The organism is Streptomyces sp. ITFR-6 (assembly GCF_031844725.1).
In the GTDB taxonomy this organism is placed as follows: Bacteria; Actinomycetota; Actinomycetes; order Streptomycetales; family Streptomycetaceae; genus Streptomyces.
Window position 1 is genome coordinate 6,417,719 of the sequence record NZ_CP134612.1, and the last position, 17,682, is coordinate 6,435,400.

General features: G+C 71.2%; 18 protein-coding genes. 10 read left to right on the forward strand and 8 right to left on the reverse strand.

The window, feature by feature from the left end; all coding sequences use genetic code 11:
- Nucleotides 1–69 precede the first annotated feature (69 nt).
- Nucleotides 70–1,011 (forward strand): ROK family glucokinase, encoded by a 942-nt coding sequence (locus tag RLT59_RS29190; RefSeq protein WP_073735568.1) that lies wholly within the window; start codon nucleotides 70–72, stop codon nucleotides 1,009–1,011.
- A gap of 79 nt (nucleotides 1,012–1,090) precedes the next feature.
- Complete coding sequence (locus RLT59_RS29195) at nucleotides 1,091–1,885, forward strand: endonuclease/exonuclease/phosphatase family protein (protein WP_311306160.1); 795 nt, start codon at nucleotides 1,091–1,093, stop codon at nucleotides 1,883–1,885.
- 66 nt (nucleotides 1,886–1,951) lie between these two features.
- Here RLT59_RS29195 and RLT59_RS29200 read toward each other — a convergent pair whose 3' ends face one another.
- Nucleotides 1,952–2,632 (reverse strand): hypothetical protein, encoded by a 681-nt coding sequence (locus RLT59_RS29200; RefSeq protein WP_311306161.1) that lies wholly within the window; start codon nucleotides 2,630–2,632, stop codon nucleotides 1,952–1,954.
- Nucleotides 2,625–3,404: an alpha/beta hydrolase gene (locus RLT59_RS29205; protein WP_311306162.1), complete on the reverse strand. Its 780-nt coding sequence runs from the start codon at nucleotides 3,402–3,404 to the stop codon at nucleotides 2,625–2,627. The genes RLT59_RS29200 and RLT59_RS29205 overlap by 8 nt, the downstream gene beginning before the upstream one ends.
- Before the next feature lie 195 nt (nucleotides 3,405–3,599).
- Here RLT59_RS29205 and RLT59_RS29210 point away from each other — a divergent pair, with 195 nt between their 5' ends.
- The 5 genes from RLT59_RS29210 to RLT59_RS29230 all read left to right on the forward strand — a co-directional run bounded on the left by RLT59_RS29210 (nucleotide 3,600) and on the right by RLT59_RS29230 (nucleotide 8,619).
- Nucleotides 3,600–4,373 carry a lysophospholipid acyltransferase family protein gene (locus RLT59_RS29210; RefSeq protein ID WP_311306163.1) on the forward strand — a complete coding sequence of 258 codons (774 nt, stop codon included), beginning with the start codon at nucleotides 3,600–3,602 and terminating at the stop codon, nucleotides 4,371–4,373.
- A 53-nt stretch (nucleotides 4,374–4,426) separates the two neighbouring features.
- Nucleotides 4,427–5,662 carry a MacS family sensor histidine kinase gene (macS, locus tag RLT59_RS29215; protein ID WP_311307897.1) on the forward strand — a complete coding sequence of 412 codons (1,236 nt, stop codon included), beginning with the start codon at nucleotides 4,427–4,429 and terminating at the stop codon, nucleotides 5,660–5,662.
- A complete protein-coding gene (locus RLT59_RS29220) occupies nucleotides 5,659–6,354 on the forward strand; it encodes a response regulator (protein ID WP_311306164.1) in 696 nt (231 codons plus the stop codon). Before macS ends, RLT59_RS29220 begins: the two co-directional genes overlap by 4 nt.
- Nucleotides 6,355–6,464: 110 nt before the next feature.
- Nucleotides 6,465–7,493, forward strand: coding sequence for a 6-phosphofructokinase (locus RLT59_RS29225; protein ID WP_311306165.1), 1,029 nt, complete (start codon nucleotides 6,465–6,467; stop codon nucleotides 7,491–7,493).
- 121 nt (nucleotides 7,494–7,614) lie between these two features.
- A complete protein-coding gene (locus RLT59_RS29230) occupies nucleotides 7,615–8,619 on the forward strand; it encodes a 2-hydroxyacid dehydrogenase (RefSeq protein ID WP_311306166.1) in 1,005 nt (334 codons plus the stop codon).
- A gap of 9 nt (nucleotides 8,620–8,628) precedes the next feature.
- Here RLT59_RS29230 and RLT59_RS29235 read toward each other — a convergent pair whose 3' ends face one another.
- Both RLT59_RS29235 and RLT59_RS39480 read right to left on the reverse strand, forming a co-directional pair.
- Nucleotides 8,629–10,533 carry an anthranilate synthase family protein gene (locus RLT59_RS29235; RefSeq protein WP_311306167.1) on the reverse strand — a complete coding sequence of 635 codons (1,905 nt, stop codon included), beginning with the start codon at nucleotides 10,531–10,533 and terminating at the stop codon, nucleotides 8,629–8,631.
- 97 nt (nucleotides 10,534–10,630) lie between these two features.
- Nucleotides 10,631–10,687, reverse strand: coding sequence for a trp operon leader peptide (locus RLT59_RS39480; protein WP_073735655.1), 57 nt, complete (start codon nucleotides 10,685–10,687; stop codon nucleotides 10,631–10,633).
- 202 nt (nucleotides 10,688–10,889) lie between these two features.
- Here RLT59_RS39480 and RLT59_RS29240 point away from each other — a divergent pair, with 202 nt between their 5' ends.
- Nucleotides 10,890–12,236: a class II 3-deoxy-7-phosphoheptulonate synthase gene (locus tag RLT59_RS29240; protein ID WP_311307898.1), complete on the forward strand. Its 1,347-nt coding sequence runs from the start codon at nucleotides 10,890–10,892 to the stop codon at nucleotides 12,234–12,236.
- Nucleotides 12,237–12,408: 172 nt separating this feature from the next.
- The gene (locus RLT59_RS29245) at nucleotides 12,409–12,675 is read left to right on the forward strand and encodes a (2Fe-2S)-binding protein (protein WP_311306168.1); all 267 of its coding nucleotides are present in this window, start codon (nucleotides 12,409–12,411) and stop codon (nucleotides 12,673–12,675) included.
- A gap of 6 nt (nucleotides 12,676–12,681) precedes the next feature.
- Here the strand turns inward: RLT59_RS29245 and bfr are convergent, their stop codons facing one another.
- Nucleotides 12,682–13,161: a bacterioferritin gene (bfr, locus tag RLT59_RS29250; protein ID WP_073735557.1), complete on the reverse strand. Its 480-nt coding sequence runs from the start codon at nucleotides 13,159–13,161 to the stop codon at nucleotides 12,682–12,684.
- 154 nt (nucleotides 13,162–13,315) lie between these two features.
- Between bfr and RLT59_RS29255 the strand changes: the two genes are divergently transcribed.
- Nucleotides 13,316–13,948, forward strand: a complete 633-nt coding sequence (locus RLT59_RS29255) for a sulfite oxidase-like oxidoreductase (RefSeq protein ID WP_311306170.1) — start codon at nucleotides 13,316–13,318, stop codon at nucleotides 13,946–13,948.
- Between the two features lie 45 nt (nucleotides 13,949–13,993).
- On the opposite strand, the gene RLT59_RS29260 is transcribed toward RLT59_RS29255, so the two are convergent.
- The 3 genes from RLT59_RS29260 to RLT59_RS29270 form a co-directional block, all read right to left on the reverse strand.
- Nucleotides 13,994–14,851: a deoxyribonuclease IV gene (locus RLT59_RS29260; protein WP_311306171.1), complete on the reverse strand. Its 858-nt coding sequence runs from the start codon at nucleotides 14,849–14,851 to the stop codon at nucleotides 13,994–13,996.
- Nucleotide 14,852: 1 nt separating this feature from the next.
- Nucleotides 14,853–16,772, reverse strand: coding sequence for a Stk1 family PASTA domain-containing Ser/Thr kinase (pknB, locus tag RLT59_RS29265; RefSeq protein WP_311306172.1), 1,920 nt, complete (start codon nucleotides 16,770–16,772; stop codon nucleotides 14,853–14,855).
- Between the two features lie 113 nt (nucleotides 16,773–16,885).
- Entirely contained in the window at nucleotides 16,886–17,680 is a 795-nt protein-coding gene (locus RLT59_RS29270; protein WP_311306173.1) for a thiazole synthase, read from the reverse strand.
- Nucleotides 17,681–17,682: the final 2 nt, after the last annotated feature.

The window sequence follows — 17,682 nt, forward strand, 5'->3', positions numbered from 1 at the left end:
CGCCGACAGGACGGCGCCCGGCCTCGGGTACGGTTGCCCCAGCGGGGCTCGACCGAAACTGAGGGATTCATGGGACTCACCATCGGCGTCGATATCGGCGGCACGAAGATCGCAGCTGGAGTGGTCGACGAAGAGGGCCACATCCTCTCGACCTTCAAGGTGCCGACCCCGCCGACGGCCGAAGGCATCGTGGACGCGATCGCGGCGGCGGTGTCCGGCGCGAGCGAGGGGCACCCGGTCGAGGCGGTCGGCATCGGCGCGGCAGGATATGTCGACGACAAGCGTGCCACGGTGCTGTTCGCACCGAACATCAACTGGCGGCACGAGCCGCTCAAGGACAAGGTCGAGCAGCGCGTCGGCCTCCCGGTGGTCGTCGAGAACGACGCCAACGCGGCGGCCTGGGGCGAATACCGCTTCGGCGCCGGCCAGGGCCACGACGACGTCATCTGCATCACGCTCGGCACCGGCCTCGGCGGCGGCATCATCATCGGCAACAAGCTGCGCCGCGGACGCTTCGGCGTGGCCGCCGAGTTCGGCCACATCCGGGTCGTCCCGGACGGTCTGCTCTGCGGCTGCGGCAGCCAGGGCTGCTGGGAGCAGTACGCCTCCGGGCGGGCGCTCGTCAGGTACGCGAAGCAGCGGGCCAACGCCACCCCCGAGAACGCCACGATCCTGCTGGCGCTCGGCGACGGCACGGTCGAGGGCATCGAGGGCAAGCACATCAGCGAGGCCGCCCGGCAGGGCTGCCCGGTGGCCGTCGACTCGTTCCGCGAGCTGGCCCGCTGGGCCGGAGCCGGACTGGCCGACCTCGCCTCGCTGTTCGACCCGTCCGCCTTCATCGTCGGCGGCGGCGTCTCGGACGAGGGCGAGCTCGTCCTCGACCCGATCCGCAAGTCGTTCCGGCGCTGGCTGATCGGCGGCGAGTGGCGCCCGCACGCCCAGGTCCTCGCGGCCCAACTGGGCGGCAAGGCCGGTCTGGTGGGCGCTGCGGACCTGGCCCGGCAGGGCTGATCCGGCCGGATACGGACACACCGGACGCCCGTCGCGCCCCTCTCGGGTAGCGGCGGGCGTCCGTCGTATCGTGACCGGCATGGTCATGACGTCGCTGCCAGAATCCCGTACCGAGCAGGACGGTTCGGCCGTCATCAGAGTGCTCGGCTACAACATCCGGTCGATGCGCGACGACCCCGCCGCGCTGGCCCGGGTGATCCGCGCCTGCGCGCCCGATCTGGTTCTCATCCAGGAGGCGCCGCGCTTCTTCCGCTGGCGCAAGTACGCCGCCCGGCTCGCGCGCGCCTGCGATCTGGTGATCCTCGGCGGCGGAGCCACCGCGGCCGGGCCGCTCCTGCTCTGCTCGATGCGCGTCGCGGTGGAGCGCGCGGAGGACATCCTGCTGCCGCTCACCTCCGGACTGCACCGCAGGGGTTTCGCCACCGCGGTCGTCCGGATCGCGGGCACCCGGATCGGGGTGCTGAGCTGCCACCTGAGCCTGCGGCGCGAGGAGCGCCTCACCCAGGCGGAGGCGCTGCTGGGCAGGCTGGAGGCGATGGGCGTGGAGCACGCCGTGGTGGGCGGCGACCTCAACGAGTCACCGGGCGGGCAGGCGTTCCGGCGGCTGGCCGGGCGGCTCCAGGACTGCTGGGCGGTACGGCCCCGGGGCGGCGAGCACACCTTCCCGTCGCACGACCCGGCCCGGCGGATCGACGCGCTCTTCGCGACCGGGGGCATCGAGGTGCTCGGCTGCGGGGTGCCCACGGAGCTGCCCGGGGTCCGCGAGGCCGACCTTCGGGCCGCGACCGACCACCTGCCGGTGCTGGCCGCGCTGCGGGTGCCCGCGGCGCGGGGTGCGGGTGCTCCGAGCCGACCGAGCCCGTCCGGCGCTTGAGGACGGAACCCCGCGCCCCGGCCGGGGCAACCGCACCGGGGCGCAGCGACCCCGCAGGGGATCGGCTCAGACCACCGCGCCGCGGCCGGGGTCGTCGCCGTCCTCGTCGTCGTGCTCCATCCGCGCCACCAGCGTCACGAAGCCGCCCAGGAAACCTCCGACGCAGACCGTCGTCAGCCACCAGGTCATCTCCCAGCCCAGCAGCACCGCGAGCAGCAGCAGGACCGGGCCCCCGATCACGGCCAGCCAGGCGAACTTCGCCGTGACGTCGGCCTCCGGCAGCGGCGGCGGCTCCGGCGGCACGAAGTGCCCCTCGTCGCTGTCGTCGCCGTCGTCCGCGTCACCCGGGGCAGGCTCCGCCGGCTCGTAGTCGCGCGGGCCGGCACCGACACCGGGGGCGAACACCACCGAGCTGCCGAGCGGCTTCTCCGGCGGCTTGGGCGGGCGCTTGCCGATGCCCTTGTCCGGGTCGAGGGCGGTCAGCGGACCGTCCTTCAGCAGCGCCACGTCCTCGATGGACCGGAACGGCCTGGCGCCCGGCGGGTCCGGCGGCTCGTCCCCGTACCCCGCGACGATCGCCTCCCAGACGGCGTCCTCGTCCACCGGAAGCTCCCCGTCGCCGCCCCGGTCCGTGGCCGGGGCCTCCGGCGGTGGTGCGCCGCCGTCATCGGGGACGGCCGCTCCCTCGGCGGGAAGCGGCTCGCGCTCCTCCTCGCCGCCCGCGCGATCCGCGTTGTACTCAGCCACCGGTCGTGCTCCCCTTCTTCCCGACGCTCGGAGCGAGGCGGCCGATGAACGAATAGCTCTCGTCGAAGATCCGCTCCGCATCGTGGTCCAACGTCGCCACGTGGTAGCTCTGTTCCAGGAGGATCTCCTCGACGTCCCTCGAAGAGATCCGGCTCAGGATCCGGGCCGAGTCGGCGGGCGGCACCACGTGGTCCTGCGGGCTGTGCAGGAGCAGCAGCGGCTGGGTCACCTGGGGCAGCTCCGCGTCGACCAGCCGGAAGAACTTCCGTACCGAGTGGGCCGCGTGCAGCGGCACCCGGTCATAGCCGACCTCCTCGGAGCCCGTCAGGGCGATGTCGCTGACCAGCCCCTTCGTCGTCGGCACCAGATGGCGGGCGACCGGCAGCGCGTGCGCCGCGAGACCGTGCACCTTGTTGGCCGGGTTGACCAGCACCAGACCCCGGACCGCGTCGCCGTGCTTAGCCGCGAGCCGCAGCGCGAGGGCGCCGCCCATGGAGAGGCCGAAGACGAACACCTGGGAGCACCGCTCCAGCAGTGACCGCAGCTCCCGGTCCACCTCCGCGTACCAGTCCTGCCAGCCGGTCACCTGCATGTCCTGCCAGCGGGTGCCGTGCCCGGGAAGCAGCGGCAGCGAGACCGTGAGCCCGCGCTCCGCCAGATAACCGGCCCAGGGGCGCAGCGACTGCGGGGAGCCGGTGAATCCGTGACAGAGGAGGACGCCAACCTCTCCGCCGTCGTGGCGGAACGGCTCGGCTCCAGGAAGGACCGGCACCGGGGTCTCCTGTTCGTCAGGCTCGGAGGGGAGCGAAAGGGGGGAGTGCAGAGGATTACTTCACCGTACGCGACCGGACCGACACCGACCAGGGCCGTCACCGGCACGGACCGGGTACCCCGCGCCGTGCCGGGCAGGAGCAGGGAAGACCGGACGGGTTAGGGTCTGTCGGACAGCACACAGGAGGCACCCGAGTTGATCTACGGCGCTATGAAGTTCTCCATCGGCGGGTCTCTGAAGCTCGCCTTCAGGCCGTGGGTGGAGGGCCTGGAGAACATCCCCGCGCAGGGACCGGCGATCCTCGCGAGCAACCATCTGTCCTTCTCCGACTCCTTCTTCCTGCCCGCCGTCCTGGACCGCAAGGTCACCTTCATCGCCAAGGCCGAGTACTTCACCGCGCCGGGCGTCAAGGGCAAGCTGACCGCCGCCTTCTTCAAGGGCGTCGGCCAGCTCCCGGTGGACCGCTCGGGCGCCCGGGGCGCCGGCGAGGCGGCGATCAAGGCCGGCATCGAGGTGATCGAGAGCGGCGGTCTCTTCGGCATCTACCCGGAGGGCACCCGTTCGCCCGACGGCCGCCTCTACCGGGGCAAGCCCGGCGGGCTCGCCCGGGTGGCGCTCGCGACCGGGGCGCCGGTCATCCCCGTCGCGATGATCGACACGGAGAAGATCCAGCCGCCCGGCCAGGTGATGCCCAAGCTGATGCGCCCGGGGATCAGGATCGGCAAGCCGCTCGACTTCAGCCGCTACCACGGCATGGAGGGCGACCGCTTCATCCTGCGCTCGGTCACCGACGAGGTGATGTACGAGATCATGAGGCTCTCCGGTCAGGAGTACGTGGACATCTACGCGACCGCCGCCAAGCGGCAGCTCGCGGACGAGTCGAAGCGCCAGGCGGAGGCCGCCAAGCGGGGTTCGTCCGGCCGCCGGGACGGGCAGCCGGGCACGGACGGGGACCACGGCGGCGCCTGAGCGGTCGCCGGTCCGTCGGGGGTGGGGAGAGATCCCGCGTGGGGGAGAAGAAGATGGCCAAACGGGTGCGGGTCGTGCGGATGTCGGTCGAGCAGCCGCTGTGGCGTGCGCTGACCGCCTACCGCATTCTCACGATGCTCTACGCGATCCTGCTCGCCGTCTTCGGACGCGACAAGTACGAACGGCCCTGGGTGGCCATCGCCTTTCTGACCGTCATGGCCGTCTGGACGCTCGCCACCCTGCCGAAGGTCTCCGGCGCGGTGGCCTGCACCAAGCGCTTCCTCGGCACCGATCTCGCCCTCGCTCTCGCCGGCATCCTGCTGACCCCGCTCGCGGACTTCCAGGCCCAGCACATGGACGGTCCGACGCTGCCGTCCATCTGGACCGCCGGCTCCGTGCTGGCCTTCGCGATCAAGGGCGGCTGGCGGTGGGCGGCCTTCGCCTCCACCTTCGTCGCCGCCGCCAACCTGATCGAGCGCGCCGAACCCAGCCGCGACACCCTGCACAACGTCCTGCTGGTCTGGGTCGCCTCCATCGCGATCGGTTACGTCGTCGAGGTGGCCCGCGCCAGTGAGCGCACCCTCGCCCGCGCCCTGGAGATCGAGGCCGCCACCCGGGAACGGGAACGACTGGCCCGTGACATCCACGACAGCGTGCTCCAGGTCCTGGCGATGGTGCAGCGAAGGGGTACGGCGATCGGCGGCGAGGCCGCGGAGCTGGGCCGGATGGCCGGGGAGCAGGAGGTCGCCCTGCGCACCCTGGTCTCCAGCGGCCTGGTGCCGCCGACCCGGGTGTCGGAGGACGCGGCCGAGGGCGCCGTGGTCCGTACCGTCGAGACGGACGACGACGAGCCCGGCGCACCCGGCGAGACCGATCTGCGCGCCCTGCTCGCCCCGCACGCCGGATCCAGGGTCAGCTTCGCGGAGCCCGGCGCCCCGGTGCTGCTCCCGCCCCCGGCGGCGATGGAGCTGGCGGCCGCGGTCAGCGCCGCGCTGGACAATGTCCGGGTGCACGCGGGGGAGGGCGCCCAGGCCTGGATCCTGGTCGAGGACTGGCCGGACGAGGTGATCGTCACGGTCCGGGACGACGGGCCGGGCATCCCGGACGGGCGGCTCGCCCAGGCCGAGGGTGAGGGGCGGCTCGGGGTGGCCCTGTCGATACGCGGCAGACTGCGGGAGCTCGGCGGCACGGCAGAGCTGATCTCGGTGCCAGGCCAGGGCACAGAGGTCGAGTTGAAGGTTCCGAAGGTCCCGAAGGATTCACGGGGGAAGGCGGGTTCAGTCCGATGAGCACAGCACACGGAGAGGGCGCCGGGCAGCAGCGGTCCATCAGGGTCATGGTGGTCGACGACCACCCGATGTGGCGCGACGCCGTCGCCCGCGACCTCGCGGAGTCCGGGTTCGACGTGGTGGCGACCGCGGGCGACGGCCCCCAGGCGGTCCGCCGGGCCGGGGCCGTCACCCCCGACGTCCTGGTTCTCGACCTCAACCTGCCCGGGATGCCGGGCGTCCAGGTCTGCAAGGAGCTGGTCGGCGCGCACCCCGGGCTGCGGGTCCTGGTGCTCTCCGCGAGCGGCGAGCACGCCGATGTGCTGGAGGCGGTCAAGTCGGGCGCCACCGGCTACCTGCTGAAGTCCGCGAGCACCCAGGAGCTGACCGAGGCGGTCCGCTCCACCGCGTCCGGCGATCCGGTCTTCACCCCCGGCCTCGCCGGACTCGTACTCGGCGAGTACCGCAGGCTGGCCTCCGAGCCCGTCCCCGCGGCCTCCGACGAGCCGAAGGTCCCGGAGCTCACGGACCGGGAGACCGAGGTGCTGCGGCTGGTCGCCAAGGGGCTCTCGTACAAGCAGATCGCGGAACGGCTCGTCATCTCGCACCGCACCGTTCAGAACCACGTCCAGAACACCCTGGGCAAGCTCCAGTTGCACAACCGGGTGGAGCTGGTGCGGTACGCGATCGAGCGCGGCCTCGACGACGTCTGAGATCAACACCCGGACATTGCACGGGAATTGACCGTACGACCCATGCCACTGTGACCTGGATCACCTTAGCTTGGAGTGGAGTGAGCTCACTTCGGCGAAGGGATGCTTCCATGCGGGTCGGAGTACTGACCGGGGGCGGCGACTGCCCCGGGCTCAACGCGGTCATCCGTGCCGTCGTCCGCAAGGGCGTGCAGGAGTACGACTACGACTTCATCGGATTCCGGGACGGCTGGCGGGGACCGCTGGAGGGGGTGACCGTCCCGCTCTCCATCCCGGCGGTGCGCGGCATCCTGCCGCGCGGCGGCACCATCCTCGGTTCCTCGCGCACCAACCCCCTCAAGGCGGATCACGGCGTCCGCCGGATCCGGGACAACCTCGACAGGCACGAGGTCGACGCACTCGTCACCATCGGCGGCGAGGACACCCTCGGCGTGGCGGCGACCCTGTCGCAGGAATACGGGATCCACTGCGTCGGCGTACCCAAGACCATCGACAACGACCTCTCCGCCACCGACTACACCTTCGGTTTCGACACCGCCGTCAACATCGCCACCGAGGCCATCGACCGGCTGCACACCACGGCCGAGTCCCATATGCGCGTCCTCGTCGTCGAGGTGATGGGCCGCCACGCCGGCTGGATCGCGCTCCACTCGGGACTGGCCGGCGGCGCCAACGTCATCCTCATCCCGGAACAGCGCTTCGACGTCGGCCGGGTCTGCGCCTGGGTGGCCTCCCGGTTCCGGGCGAGCTACGCCCCGATCGTGGTGGTCGCGGAGGGGGCCATGCCCGCGGAGGGCGAGATGGTCCTCAAGGACGGCTCGCAGGACTCCTTCGGCCATGTCCGGCTCTCCGGGGTCGGTGAGTGGCTGGCCAAGGAGATCGAGCGCCGCACCGGCAAGGAGGCCAGGACCACCGTCCTCGGCCACATCCAGCGCGGCGGCACCCCCAGCGCCTTCGACCGCTGGCTGGCCACCCGGTTCGGCCTGCACGCCATCGACGCCGTGCACGACGGCGACTTCGGCAAGATGGTCGCCCTGAACGGCACGGACATCGTGCGGGTGCCGATCGCGGAGGCGACCGCCCGGCTCAAGACGGTCGACCCGGCGCTCTACGCGGAGGCGGAGGTCTTCTTCGGCTGAGGGCCGGGCGGCGTGCCGGGCGCCCCGGCCTTATATTCGCGAAGACCGGACCGGGTCCGGACCCGCACCCCGGTGCGGACCGGGACCCGGCACCCCGCCCGCATCAGTCACGGGAGACGTCGTGGAAATCCTGGCCTTCGGTGTGCAGTCCGACGAGAAGCCGCTGATCGAGAAAGCCTTCGCCGGGAAGCACGAGGTCCGCTGCCTGGACGTCTTCCTGAACCAGGACACCGCACCCATCGCGGCCGGCTACGAGGCCGTCTCCACCAGCGTCAACGCCGACCTGGGCAGCGCCGTCCTGCAGACCCTCGCGGCCGGCGGCACCCAGATGATCGCCCAGCGCTCCACCGGCTTCAACAACATCGACCTGGACGTCGCGGAACGCCTCGCCATGCGCGTCGCCCGGGTCTCCTACTACTCCCCGTACGCCGTCGCGGAGTTCGCCTGGACCCTCGCCATGGCGGTCAACCGCCGCGTCATCCGGGCCGCGAGCCGCACCCGCGACTTCGACTTCCGCCTCGACGGGCTCCTCGGCCGCGACATGCACGGCCGCACGGCCGGCATCATCGGCACCGGCAAGATCGGTGAGGCCTTCACCCGGATCGCCCATGGCTTCGGCATGAATCTGCTGGGCTGGGACGTCGCGGAGAACCCGGCCTGCGTCGAGCTGGGCATGCGCTACGTGGCGAAGGAACAGCTGCTGGCCGAGTCCGACCTGATCAGCCTGCACGTACCGCTGCTCCCCTCGACGCACCACGTCATCGGCAGACAGGCGCTGGCCCGGATGAAGGACGACGCGATCCTGATCAACTCCAGCCGGGGCGGACTCGTCGACACCACCGCCCTGGTAGGGGAGTTGCGGGCCGGCCGTTTCCTCGGCGTCGGACTCGACGTGTACGAGGCCGAGGCCGGGCTCTTCTTCCTCGACAAGTCCCTGGAGGGCGTCGACGACGACACGCTCGCCCGGCTGGTCACCTTCCCCAACGTCATCGTCACCTCGCACCAGGCGTACTACACGGAGGACGCGGTCGGCCAGATCATCGAGGCCACCGTCCGCAACATCGACGACTACCTGGCGGGCCGGCGCAGCGAGAACGTCCTGGTCCCCGCGGCGCCCGCCCCCTGAGCCCGCCCCTCAGCCGCGCACCGGCAGCCCCGCCAGCAGCTCGGCCACGATCGCCGCACCGCGCAGCGTCAGCACCGACTCCGGGTGGAACTGCACCGAGGCGAAGCCGTCCCCGCGCAGCGCGTGCAGCTCCCCGGCCGCCCCGTCCACGCTCGCCTCGATGCCGTGCGCCGCCAGCTCGGTGACCGAGGCCTCGTCGCAGCGCGCGGTGAAGCTGTTGTAGAAGCCGACGGTCTCCGGGCGGCCGAACAGCTCGATCCGGGTCTGCGCACCCTGGTACGGCACCGCCTTGCGGACGATGTCGAGACCCAGTTCCGCCGCGATCAGCTCATGGCCCAGGCACACCCCCAGCAGCCCGTGCCGGTGGTCCCGGACCAGCTCGGCGGCCAGCGTGCGCAGCAGCCGCATCTTCGGATCGGCCGCATCGCCCGGGTTGCCGGGGCCGGGCCCCAGCACGATCGGGCCCTTGTGCGCCCGCACGGCCTCGCGCAGCCCCGGCTCGTCGTAGCGGCGCACCGACACATCGAGCCCCGAAGCGCGCAGCAGATGCCCGAGCATCGCGGTGAACGTGTCCTCGCCGTCGATGACCAGCGCATGGCCGGACAGCTCTTCGGTGCGCTCCTGCATCCGCAGCCAGAACGGCGCCAGCCCGTCCCGCCGGGCGTCCAGCGCCGCCCGCACCCGGGGGTCCGCGGCCAGCAGCGGCCGGGCCTCCTCCGCGCGCGGACGCCCCGGCCGCACGCCCAGCGCGGTCAGCACGCCGGCCGCCTTGGCGTGGGTCTCCGCCACCTCGCTCTCCGGATCCGAGTGACGCACCAGCGTCGCCCCGACCGGGACCCGCAGCTCACCGTCCGGCGAGATGTCGGCGGTCCGGATCAGGATCGGTGAGTCCAGCGTCTGCGCCCCGTCCGGGCCCTGCCGCAGGAGGGCCAGCGCGCCCGCGTAGTAGCCGCGCCCGCCGGACTCGTACCGCTCGATGACCCGGCAGGCGTTCTGCACCGGCGAGCCGGTGACCGTCGCCGCGAACATGGTCTCCTTCAGCACCTCGCGCACATCCAGCGAGGAACGCCCGCGCAACTCGTACTCGGTGTGCGCGAGATGGGCCATCTCCTTGAGCCGGGGGCCGATCACCACCCCGCCCATGTCACCGACGGTGCACATCATCTTGAGTTCCTCGTCGACCACCATGGAGAGCTCCTCCGTCTCCTTGCGGTCGCCGAGGAACTTCAGCAGGTTCTCGGCGGTCGGCCCTTCCGCGGGGTAGCGGTAGGTGCCGCTGATCGGATTCATCACGACCGTCCCGCCCGACATCCGCACATGCACCTCAGGACTGGCGCCGACCAGCGTCCTGGCCCCGGTGTGCACGACGAACGTCCAGTACGCGCCCCGCTCGCCCGCCAGCAGCCGCCGGAACAGCGCCAGCGCGTCCGCCCGCCCGAAGCCGGCGATCTCGCCCCGGAAGGTCCGCCGGATAACGAAGTTCGCGCCCTCGCCCCGGCCGATCTCGTCCTCGATGACCCGCCGGACGGTCCCCGCGTACTCCTCGTCCGGAACGTCGAACGCACCGTCCCTGACCCGTACCTCATGCGTGGGGAGCAGCTCCAGCGCCTCGTCGAGCGGCAGCGTGTACGTCTCGTCCGCGACCAGCACGGACAGCGGCGTCCCGTCGTCCCGCACATCGAAGCCGCGCTCGGCGATCTGCCGGAACGGGACCAGGGCGAGCGAGGGCCGCTCACCGACCGGGAGGTCCGCCAGCCGGTCCGCCTCCCGCACCTCACCGATCAGCACCTCGACGGTGTCGTGGTCATGGCCGGGGGTGCGCCTGCGGAGCAGGGCGAACGGCGGGCAGTCGTCACCGAGGAGTCGCTGGACGAGCGTCTGAGGTGCCGGGTGCGGGGTCATGTGCGGCGTCATGCCGGGTTCCTTCCAGTGGGATCAGCTGGGAGGAACGGCCCGTGAAAACGGAAAAGGCCGCCCCTCGGGCGGCCTCTGCGTTTCTGTGTACGCGCAGTCAGTGGGCCGCCGGATGAGCGGTCCACCACCAATTACGGGTCGAGTGCGCGAACATGGCTGAACCATAACCCACGATCGGGGACGAGGAGGCCCGCTCCACCCGATGGGGGGAACGGGCCTCCCGGCCCGCGCCGGAAGCCGAGACGCTGGCAGCGCCCGGCTGTGGCCCCGGTCACTGGCGCGCCGCGTCAGCCGTCTCAGTCACTGAGCACCAGAAAAAGCACTCGACATGACCCCGTAATGTGGGACCCGTGACCGTGAACGCCAATACCTCCGTCGCCGGTGGCAACACCTGGCGAGACCTTCCCGCGGCGCAGCAGCCCGAGTACCCCGACTCCGAGGCGCTGCGCGATGTACTCGCGGACCTCGCGTCGTATCCGCCGCTCGTCTTCGCGGGCGAGTGCGACCAGCTGCGCGCCCGCATGGGAGCCGTCGCCAAGGGCGAGGCGTTCCTGCTTCAGGGCGGTGACTGCGCCGAGGCCTTCGACGCCGTGTCGGCCGAGCACATCCGCGCCAAGCTGAAGACGCTGCTCCAGATGAGCGCCGTCCTCACCTACGCGGCCTCCGTGCCCGTCGTCAAGGTGGGCCGGATCGCCGGCCAGTACTCCAAGCCCCGCTCCAAGTCGACCGAGATCCGCGACGGCGTGACCCTGCCGACCTACCGCGGCGACTCCGTCAACGGCTTCGCCTTCACCGAGGCCGAGCGCGTTCCGGACCCGGACCGGCTGAAGCAGATGTACCACGCGTCCGCCTCCACGCTGAACCTCGTGCGCGCCTTCACCACCGGCGGTTACGCCGACCTGCGCCAGGTGCACGCCTGGAACCAGGACTTCGTGAAGTCGTCCCCGTCCGGCCAGCGCTACGAGGCACTGGCCCGCGAGATCGACAACGCGCTGAACTTCATGAAGGCATGCGGCACCGACCCGGCCGAGTTCAAGGCCGTCGAGTTCTACGCCTCGCACGAGGGCCTGCTGCTGGACTACGAGTCGGCGCTGACCCGCACCGACTCGCGCACCGGCGAGCTGTACGACACCTCGGGCCACATGGTGTGGATCGGTGAGCGCACCCGCCAGATGGACGGCGCGCACATCGAGTTCGCCTCGAAGATCCGCAACCCCATCGGCATCAAGCTCGGACCGACGACCACCGTCGACGAGGCGCTCGGCTACATCGACCGCCTCGACCCCGAGCGTGAGCCCGGCCGGCTGACCTTCATCGTCCGGATGGGCGCCGACAAGGTCCGCGACAAGCTCCCCGAGCTGGTCGAGAAGGTCACCGCCTCCGGTGCCACCGTCGCCTGGGTCACCGACCCGATGCACGGCAACACCTTCGAGGCCGCGTCCGGCCACAAGACCCGCCGCTTCGACGACGTCCTGGACGAGGTCAAGGGCTTCTTCGAGGTGCACAAGGGCCTGGGCACCCACCCGGGCGGCATCCACGTCGAGCTCACCGGTGACGACGTCACCGAGTGCGTCGGCGGCGGCCACGAGATCTTCGTGGACGATCTGCACCAGCGTTACGAGACCGCCTGCGACCCGCGGCTCAACCGCAGCCAGTCGCTGGACCTCGCGTTCCTGGTCGCCGAGATGTACCGGGACCAGTAGCCATCACGGCAGGTGGCACACGTACGACTGTGGGGCACGGATCGATGTGATCCGTGCCCCACAGGGCGTTCCGGGGCTTTTACCGCCCTTGAGCGGCGGGTAAGGTTAGGTTAGCCTCACCGATTAATCGGGGCAGCCGCCACGACCTCATCCCGCCGGGAGGTGAATCCGCATGTACGTCTGCTCGTGCTTCGGCGTTACGGAGCAGCAGGTCAGGAAGCATGCGGAAGCCGGCGCATGCACGCCCCGCCAGATCGCCTCCGCCTGCAAGGCGGGTACCGACTGCGGCGGCTGTGTGCGCACCATCCAGGCGATGCTCGGCCGGGGCGCCTGTCCGCGCCGCGAACTGCTCGACCAGAAGCAGCCGGCCGGAACCGTCGAGCGTCTCGACGCCGGCACCGCTCCCGTACCGGCGGCAGGGTTCCCCGAAGCCGCCTGAGCCGGGTCAGCTCTCCGGCTGCTCGATCAGCTGCGCGATGTAGAGCGGCTCGCCGAGCTTCTCCACCAGTTCCAGCTGGGTGTCGAGATAGTCGATGTGGTGCTCCTCGTCGGCCAGGATCGACTCGAAGATGTTCGCGGACGTGATGTCGCCCTTGGCGCGCATCAGCTCGATGCCCCGCTTGAGGCGGTCGATCGCCTCCACCTCGACCTGGCGGTCCGCCTGGAACATCTCGGTGACCGTCTGGCCCACCCGGACGTGGAAGAGCCGCTGGTAGTTCGGCAGTCCGTCGAGGAACAGAATCCGGTCGGTCAGGATCTCGGCGTGCTTCATCTCGTCGAACGACTCGGAGCGCGTGTACTTCGCGAGCTTCGTCCAGCCGAAGTTGTCCTGCATCTTCGCGTGCAGGAAATACTGATTGATGGCGGTCAATTCGGCGGTCAGCTGCTCGTTCAGGAACTCAAGGACCTCGGGGTCGCCCTGCATCGCAGAGGCTCCTTCCAACCGGTGAACTGGGCAAGTTGGCCGCATCTTCGCATCGCACCCGGTGGCCGTCCAGTAAGTGCATGCTTAGTAAGGCATGCCCGAATCGTCTCTGTGCTGGTCATGACCACCCCTGCCTGTCTGTCACCATGGAGTCATGGGTCAGCCGGAAAGCCGGGAAAACCGCGCAGCAGAGCAGTCCGAGCTTCCGCCGGGGCAGCGACTTCAGCGCGGCTGGCCGGTCACCCATTACGGACCGGTGCCGAAGTTCAAACCCGAGCGCTGGGAATTCCGCGTTTTCGGGGCCACCGCCGATGGCGACAAGCACTGCTGGAACCATCAGCAATTCTCGGAACTGCCGTTCTCCTCGGTCGTCGCGGATCTGCACTGCGTGACGAAATTCAGCATGCTCGGCGCCGAGTGGGGCGGGGTGCTCGTCCGCGACGTCGTCGCCCTCGCGCCGCCCGCGCCCCAGGTCACCCATGTGATGGTCTGGGCCGAATACGGATTCAGCTCGAACCTCAGGATCGACGACTTCACGGCGGAGCGGGCCCTGTTCGCCACCCACAAGGACGGCGAGCTGCTCACCGCGGAGCACGGCTTCCCGCTCCGGCTCGTGGTTCCGCAGCTCTACGCCTGGAAGGGCCCCAAGTGGGTCCGGGGTATCGAGTACATGACCGCCGACCGCCGCGGCTTCTGGGAGGAGCGCGGCTATCACAACGTCGGCGATCCGTGGAAGGAGCAGCGCTACTCCTACCAGGAGGAGCCCGGGGACGGCCCGGAGCTCTGACCTGCCCGGACCGCCTAAGTGGTGGTACCGGTGCACCACGGGTGGTCAGCTCCGGCCGCGCAGCTCCTTGAGCCGGGCCACGTCCGCCGCGTGGCCCTCCTTGCCGCCAGGCGTCTCGATGATCAGCGGCACGCCCTCGGTGGCCGGATGGGAGAACAGCTCCCGGAACGGCTCCTCACCGATGTGACCCGCGCCGATGTTCTCGTGCCGGTCCTTGTGGGCACCGGCCACGTCCTTGGAGTCGTTGGCGTGGATCAGTTTCAGCCGGCCCGCGCCGACCGTCTCCACCAGCAGATCCAGCGTCTCCTTCATCCCGCCGGGACCGGCCAGATCGTGTCCCGCCGCGAAGATGTGGCAGGTGTCGAGGCAGACGCCGAGCTTCGGATGGGCGTCGAGCGCCTCGAAGTACGGGCCGAAGTCCCAGGTCCGCGAGCAGAGCGAGAAGCCCTGCCCCGCGGTCGACTCCAGCAGCAGGAACGGGTCGTCGTCGTGCGTCAGCTCGTCCAGCAGCGGCCGCAGGTAGGCGCGCACCTGGGCCAGCGCCTCCTCGCGCGGCCTGCCGTTGGTGGCGGAGCCGGTGTGCACCACGACGCCCAGGGCGCCGATCTCGCGGGCCCTGCGCAGGGAGTGGCGCAGCGAGTCCACGGACTTCTCCACGGTCGCCGCCGTGTGCGAGCCGAAGTTGATCAGGTACGGGGCGTGCACATACGCGGGCATGGACGCGGCGGCGCACTCGGCCCGGAACCGCTCGTCCTGCGCCGGGTTCCCCGCGGGCGTCGCCCAGCCGCGTGGATTGGCGACGAAGACCTGGACGGCCTCCGCGCCCATCTCCCGGGCGTAGGGGAGACCGACCTTGGCGAGGCCGCCGGCCACCGGGATGTGACCGCCGACGGGGTTGCGCACTCTAGAGCCCCTTGGTCTTGATGGTGATGGTGCTGCCCTCCGGCGCCCGGTCGCCGCCGTCGACGGACTGGCTCGCGATCGTGTCGCCGAAGGAGAGGAACGGGCGGTCGACCTTGACCTCGAAGCCCGCGTCCTCCAGCTCGCTCCGGGCGTCGTCCACGTCCTTGCCGGTGACGTCCGGCACGTCGATCATGCGCGGGCCCTTGGAGACCGTCAGCGTGACGGTGTCGCCCTCCGCGGCCTCCCGGCCCTCGGCCGGTGACTGCTCGGCGACGTCGCCCGCGTCCTCGGGGCTGTTCACCCGGTCCGGCAGCACCTTGGCCTTCAGCCCCTCCTCGTCCAGCGCGTCGGTGGCGTCCTCGACGGAGAGGCCGGTGACGTCGGGGACGTCGACCGGGCTGCCCTTGGAGACGACGAGCGCGACCGCGGTGTCCGGGTGGCGCTCGGCACCGGCCTCCGGGTCCGTGCGCACCACCTCACCGGCCGCCGCGTCCTCGCTGAACTCCTTGCTGGTCATGCCGGGCACCAGGCCCGCCTTCGTCAGCCGGCGCTTGGCCTCGGCCAGCGTGACGCCCTCGACATCGGGCACCTTCACGATCTCGGGCCCGCGCGAGACGACGAGCTTCACCGAGCCGTTGCCCCGGATCCGGGCGGCCGACTTCGGGTCGCTGTCGATCACCTTGCCGCGCTCGACGGTGTCGCTGTAGGCGCGCTCCACGCCCTTCAGCTCCAGGCCGGCGTCCGACAGCCGCTCCTTGGCCGCCTTCTCGCTCTGGCCGAGCACCCGGGGTACGTGGGTGAACTGTCCGGAGTTGATGTACCAGACACCGCCGCCGATCCCCAGGACCAGCAGCACCGCGACGACCGAGGCGATCAGGCCGCGCCGGGGGCCGCCGAGGAACCCGGCCCGGCGGGCGGGCCGCTCCGGCGGCAGCGGCGGGGGCGTCTCCAGCCGGCTGGTGTGGTGGGCGGTGCCCTGACCGGGCGGCAGCACCCTCGGGATCACGCTCGTGCGGTCCTCTGCGGCGTCGCGCACCTCCGCCAGGGCCTGCGGCGGTACGGCGTCCAGCTGGGCTTCGGTGAGGCCGGCGCGGGCCTCGCGGGATTCGGCGAGCAGCGCCACCGCGTCGAACGGCCGCACCTCGGGGTCACGCGCGGTGGCGCTCGCGACCAGCCTGTCCAGCTCGGGCGCGAGCCCGGGGACGAGGGCGGAGGGGGCCGGGGCGTTTTCGTTGAGATGCTGGTAGATGACCTGGGCCGGGGACTCCCCGGTGTGCGGCTTGGTGCCGGTGAGCATCTCGTACAGCACCACACCGCACGCGTACACATCGGCGCGGGTGTCCGCAGTGCCGTGCTCGATCTGCTCGGGGGCGAGATAGGAGACGGTGCCGAGGATCGACCCGGTGGTGTTGGTCACCGTGCCCACGGCCCGTACCAGGCCGAAGTCCGCGACCTTGACCCGGCCGTCGTCGCCTATGAGCACGTTCTCCGGCTTCATGTCCCGGTGTACGAAGCCGGCCCGGTGCGCGGCGCCGAGCGCGGCGAGCACCGGCTCCAGGATGTCCAGCGCGGCCCGAGGCTGCAGTGCGCCACGCTCGCGCAGCACATCGCGCAGCGTGCAGCCCGCGACGTACTCCATGGCCAGGTAGACGTACTGCCCCTGGGCCCCCTGGTCGAAGACCCCGACCACATTGGGGTGGGCGAGCCCCGCCACCGACTTGGCCTCGCGGATGAAGCGCTCGACGAACGAGGCGTCGGTCGCGAGCGCCGGGTGCATCACCTTGAGGGCGAGCACCCGGTCGAGGCGGGTGTCCATGGCCCGGTAGACCGTGGCCATGCCGCCCACGGCGATGCGGGCATCGACGCGGTAGCGGCCGTCGAGCAGCTGCCCGACGAGAGGGTCCTGGAGGGTCGTATCCACGCAGCGAGTCTACGAGCCGCCACGGACACCGCCGACTGCCCGGGGCGATCCCGGAGCCGTACTGCAGCCGAGCCGTGACAGGGACACGCGATCCGGTGCCGCGGGATCCGGTGTCAGAACGCCGGGCGCTCCGGATCCAGCACCGCACGCCCCGCCACCGGCGACGACGCCTCTGCGAAGTGGCGGCGCGGGATCCGGCCCGCCCGGTACGCGAGGCGCCCGCCCTCCACCGCGTGCCGCATCGCGGCGGCCATCAGCTCGGGCTCCTGGGCCCGGGTCACCGCCGAGGCGAGCATCACAGCCGCGCACCCCAGCTCCATGGCGAACGCCGCGTCCGAAGCCGTACCGGCGCCCGCGTCCAGGATCACCGGGACCCCGGCCCGCTCGGTGATCAGCTGGAAGTTGTGCGGATTGCGGATGCCCAGGCCCGAACCGATGGGGGAGCCGAGCGGCATGACCGCCGCGCACCCCACGTCCTCCAGCTTCCGGGCCAGCACCGGGTCGTCATTGGTGTACGGCAGCACGGTGAATCCGTCGTCCACCAGGATCTCGGCGGCGTCCAGCAGCTCGACCGGGTCGGGCAGCAGGGTGCGCTCGTCGGCCACCACCTCCAGCTTGACCCAGTCGGTGCCGAGCGCCTCGCGGGCCAGCCGGGCGGTGAGCACGGCCTCGCCCGCGGTGAAGCAGCCCGCCGTGTTCGGCAGCACCCGGATATCGAGCTTCTTCAGTACGGAGAGCACGGAACCCTGCACGGTCGGGTCGAGGCGGCGCATCGCGACCGTGGTCAGCTCGGTGCCGGACGAGGTCAGCGCGCGCTCCAGCACATCGAGGCTGGGCGCCCCGCCCGTCCCCATGATCAGCCGGGAGCCGAAGACGGTGTCCCCGAGGGTGAAGAGGTCGTCGGACACGG

Coding starts and splice junctions, on each gene's coding strand:
- bfr (WP_073735557.1), bottom strand. CDS start 13,161: ATGCAGGGCGACCCCGAGGTCCTTGAGTTCCTGAACGAGCAGCTGACC.
- RLT59_RS29190 (WP_073735568.1), top strand. CDS start 70: ATGGGACTCACCATCGGCGTCGATATCGGCGGCACGAAGATCGCAGCT.
- RLT59_RS29220 (WP_311306164.1), top strand. CDS start 5,659: ATGAGCACAGCACACGGAGAGGGCGCCGGGCAGCAGCGGTCCATCAGG.
- RLT59_RS29255 (WP_311306170.1), top strand. CDS start 13,316: ATGGGTCAGCCGGAAAGCCGGGAAAACCGCGCAGCAGAGCAGTCCGAG.
- macS (WP_311307897.1), top strand. CDS start 4,427: ATGGCCAAACGGGTGCGGGTCGTGCGGATGTCGGTCGAGCAGCCGCTG.
- RLT59_RS29195 (WP_311306160.1), top strand. CDS start 1,091: ATGGTCATGACGTCGCTGCCAGAATCCCGTACCGAGCAGGACGGTTCG.
- RLT59_RS29235 (WP_311306167.1), bottom strand. CDS start 10,533: ATGACGCCGCACATGACCCCGCACCCGGCACCTCAGACGCTCGTCCAG.
- RLT59_RS29245 (WP_311306168.1), top strand. CDS start 12,409: ATGTACGTCTGCTCGTGCTTCGGCGTTACGGAGCAGCAGGTCAGGAAG.
- RLT59_RS29225 (WP_311306165.1), top strand. CDS start 6,465: ATGCGGGTCGGAGTACTGACCGGGGGCGGCGACTGCCCCGGGCTCAAC.